The 4,428-nt window shown below is 48.6% G+C and carries 2 protein-coding genes; both read right to left on the bottom strand.

From position 1 onward, the window contains the following. Positions 1–79 precede the first annotated feature (79 nt). Positions 80–2,227 (bottom strand): TIM-barrel domain-containing protein, encoded by a 2,148-nt coding sequence (locus tag B2Z67_RS08380; protein ID WP_291529372.1) that lies wholly within the window; start codon positions 2,225–2,227, stop codon positions 80–82. A gap of 71 nt (positions 2,228–2,298) precedes the next feature. Beyond that, the gene (locus B2Z67_RS08375; RefSeq protein ID WP_291529371.1) at positions 2,299–4,242 is read right to left on the bottom strand and encodes a glycoside hydrolase family 97 protein; all 1,944 of its coding nucleotides are present in this window, start codon (positions 4,240–4,242) and stop codon (positions 2,299–2,301) included. Positions 4,243–4,428: the final 186 nt, after the last annotated feature.

Raw genomic sequence — 4,428 nt, 5'->3', positions numbered from 1 at the left:
AGGAGAATAGAGATACTTCTATTAATCATTAGCTTCACTGAACACTAATTGCTAATCACTAATTGCTAATCACTAACCACTAATTACCTGTCATAAACTTCCAGGTAACATTCGCAATATTATCCGGCTTACCTTTTTCAGCCTTCGAGATTGTACCTTTCAACTGACCCTTCTTATCACGCACCACTCTGATATCGCGCCAGGAATAGACACCCTTTTCATAATCGAAAGTCTCACCGTCATCATCATACAGACGGTAAGCGCCATCCGCCTTTCCGTAATGCCTGATTTCGAGATTCACCTTCTCACCCGCCTTCGGTGCATGTAGGCGCGCTTCCATAAACGGAAGTATGGCACCATCCTTCACATATACCGGAATGCGGTCTAAACCGGGAGCTACCGTAATCTTCTCGCCATTACCCACATACTTACCCGTATAAAAGTCATACCAGTTTCCTTTCGGCAACACCACCGTGCGCTCCTTTTGGTCTTTAAACATAGGAGCTACCAACAGGTATTCACCCGCCATATACTGATCCTTGATTTCTTTTGAAACAGCCTCCAGATAAGGATTATCATCCAGGTTCGCATCCGTCAGTCTGGCCACAACCCCGGCTTCGGGATTAAAGCCCGGCTCCAGGTTCACGGCACGGAACGGCGGTACACCGTCAAAGTGATAGCGTGCAAACTCCGTATACCAATATGGCATCATCTGCATACGCAACAGGGCGTATTCCTTGATTTGGTTTTCCACTTCAGGGAAAGTCCAGGGTTTCGTCCCGCTGGACCATGCATTAATCATAGCCATCGGCGAGAACACAACCGACTGGAAACGGCGCAACCAATCTTCCGGCGACTTGGAACTGCGTACTTCCGGCGTCCACAATACACCACTGAAACCGGAGTTAATCAAAGCCGTGATGAAGTCCTGATGACTGTAATAATCATTATAGATAACATAAGGCAGAGAACTTCCGCCGGCATTCGATGCACGAACCAGTCCGAAGGTACGCTGGTTACGTTTTCTGTACAACTCGGCAGTGGTGCGCTGTACCCACAAGCCATAAGTCTGACGCATCTGCTCGGCAGCTATCCCGCTGGGGAAAGTTGCCACATCGGGCCAGAGGTAACGGTCGTATCCGTCTACTTCGTCCACTTTATAACCGCTGACTCCAATGCTGATGTGCTCCTGTTCCAGTTTGTCCATCCATATTCTACGGGCTTCTTCACCTGCCAAATCGGGCACAATGCCACACCATACGGTATGCGAACCACTCACCGGATACATTTCTTTATATATTTTAGAGTCGGGAGACACGTATGGATTTGTCCACAAGTTAATGCGGACGCCTTTGTCGAGCATTTCGTTTATAAAACCGGCAGGGTCGGGGTAACGGGTGGCGTCCCACTCAAACGTACACGGGTATGCCTTGCTTTGCCAGCCCGGTTCCAAGCCTATAAAATCCAACGGGAAGCCACGCTGTTCAAATTCATCCGCCTCTTTCTTCACGTCATCGGCGGTATACAGTTTCTTGGTACGTTGCGTGAAGCCCAGTCCCCAACGCGGAGGCAACGTGCCGCCACCACAAAACAGATTGTAACGGCGAACAACATCCATCGGGGTAGGTCCGGCAAACAGGTAAATCTCCGTACCCGGCGCAGGAATCAGAATGGAAACTGCATCCGAATAAGGGGCTGATGTCCAGGTATTGTCCAAGTTACGGTCCTTTGCCACAGGTGCATTGGGGCTGTCTTTGCGTGCGCCGCTGCCTGCATATACCGTCAGATAACGGGCAGAGTTAATCAATACTCCATAACCCAGACTTGAGATATAGAACGGCACGGGAGCATGTGTACGTCCGTTGTCACGCCCGCCGTAATGGTCGACATGCAGGTTCAGTATCTTTCCGCGCTGATGTACGGTTTGGAAATTCAATCCGAAACCATAGACCTGTTCCTTACGCTGTAGAGGAATGCGAAGGCTCGTTTTGCCATCTTGTATGGCGCCCACAATTTCATTTGCCAGTTCGGGGAGCGTAACTTCCGGTAAACGGGTGAAGCCTTCTTTTCGTGGGGTTATGCCGGCTACACTCAGCAAGGAGTATTCTTCCGGTGTACCTACAATTCCTTTCCATACGCCGGGTTCTACTTGTTCCCAGGCTATTTGCGCCCGGGCGGGCAGTAGGGTAAGCAGAGCTAATGCTACTAAAATTAATCTCTTCTTCATTCTTTTGATTTTATAGTGATATTATTATTAAGTACTTCGAGCTTCGCAATTATGAATTTTGAATGGCTTCGCTATCGTATTATCCCGGCAAACCCTCCATTCGGAAGAACCTTCACCTTCACAGCCCCATCAGTCTTCTCTACAGGCATATAGCCAAAACTATCCTTGTCCTTTCCATCGGTAATCATCGTGAACGACTTATCGAGGCATTCCGCAGGCAAAGTGAATTCTATTTCACGTTCCTCCTCCTTGCCACTGATACCGCCAATGTACCATACGTCGCCCACACGGCGCGCCACAACTGCGTAATCCGCCGGATATCCTGCCAACAAGCGGCTTTCATCCCAGGCAGCCGGTACTTCTTTCAGGAACTGTTTCGGCTGTTCCGGCAATGAGAGATAAGACTCAGCCTTATCTGCCAGACACTGGAAACCCGATTCGAACACAACAGCCAAGGCCAATTGATGCCCCATCGTTGTTTTACGTATAGCCGGAATGCCTTGACGGACTTTATTGGAGAAAGTAACCGGCGTATAGTCCATCGAACCCACCACGTTGCGCGTAAAAGGTACCGTAGCATTATGTACGGCTGCCAGGTCGCAACGTTCCTGATTCCCCAGAGTTTCCGCACCACGGATAGCTTCCGTCGTCAACAGATTGGGATAAGTACGTTCAAAACCACGAGGTAGAGTAGCGCCGTGAAGGTCTACCAACAGATGATTGTCTGCCGCATCTTTCAGCAAAGCAGGATAAAGTTGAATAATCCGCTGCTTGTCCGTATCAAAGAAATCTACTTTAATGCCTTTTACCCCGATTTCACTGATACGTTTCATCTCCGCGCGGCGCAGTTCCGGGTCACTCATAAGATTGTATGAAGCATCGGAACCTTTATCGCGTCCCGCACCGGAGTGATACCACAACCAAACGCCTACACCTTTCTGCTGTGCATACCTCACTACGTCTTCCATCGTGCCGCCGTTGCCCATACGCTGCCACCCTGCATCAATCAGCATATATTCCCAGCCCATTTCGGCGCTGAGGTCTGTGTAAGTCAGTTGCGCTTTATAATCGCGGGAAGTACTCCCTTCAGACCACCAACTCCAGGAAGCCCGCCCGGCTTTAATCCATGTTTCATCTTCCACAACTGAAGCAGGATTCAGATGCGTTACCATCTGTGTTTGGAATATCGCGTTCAAATCATCTCCTACAATTATCGCACGCCAGGGAGTTAACCAGGGCAACGACCATTCGGGTTCTACCGCATCCGGTATAATCGGTTCGTCAATTTCCGGAAAGCGGATTTTATACGCTTTGTTGGTTCCCGCATTATCAATGTGGGTGGCGGGATACGAACCATCCAGATGAGCTTCTGTTATCATCATCCAAACATCACTGGTATTGAACAACATGGGAAACGCCCAGCCGCGTCCGTGTTCGCACTCCGAACGAATCTCTATTTCACTCTCACAATATTGTTCGTAACTTGGTTTACGGCGGTTGTTCCAGTCATACGGATGTATCCATGCTTTTCCGTTCGCCGGTACGGCAAATTCCGTATGCTCGGCTTGAATGACGTGGGTTTGTTCGTCCTCTCCCGGAAGTGCGTAGCGGAAAGCGACGCCGTCACTGTACGCCCGCACAATCAGGTCGAACGAGGCTCCTTCTTTTGTACGGAAAGTAAATGTCTGCTCGCGGCATTCATCAGCCGTATTCAGCTTCTTGCCGGATTTCAGTTGATAAGCGTCATTGATTTCTTTCACTGCGGAAGCAGAAATGAATTGTGCGTCTTTACCGTATTCGCAATTATCCATTACCAAGCCCAGAAGGGATGTCTCTATCGCTACCGCACCTTTATAATAAACGGAGTAGCTGAGGTTCTTCACTGCTTCTCCTTTGTTTTCCAGGACGAAACGAATGTTTTGATTCTCAGACACCAACTCCCACGTATCGGGAGTGGAACAAGCGGTCAGTAATGCCGCAAACAGCAACATGGTTGCATTCAATATTTTACTCATGGTATGCTAATATATAGATTATTTATGATAATTAGTGGTTAAGGGATTAGGGAGACACATAATGAGTCGCATACAGAGTATGGTTCAGGCCGGTTGCAGACTTGGCTATTATCAACCGTTAAGTAAATGTTCATAATTAGTTTATACTATAATTTTTTAGACGCAGATAACGCGGATGACGCGGAT

It is taken from the genome of Bacteroides sp. UBA939 (assembly GCF_002293435.1).
Classification (GTDB): Bacteria; Bacteroidota; Bacteroidia; order Bacteroidales; family Bacteroidaceae; genus Bacteroides.
The sequence above is the reverse complement of the archived record's forward strand: the minus strand, read 5'-3'. Positions and strand labels throughout refer to the sequence as shown.

What these genes read in the sequence shown, in the direction of transcription:
- B2Z67_RS08380 (WP_291529372.1), bottom strand. Translation starts at nt 2,227, where the DNA reads ATGAAGAAGAGATTAATTTTAGTAGCATTAGCTCTGCTTACCCTACTG.
- B2Z67_RS08375 (WP_291529371.1), bottom strand. Translation starts at nt 4,242, where the DNA reads ATGAGTAAAATATTGAATGCAACCATGTTGCTGTTTGCGGCATTACTG.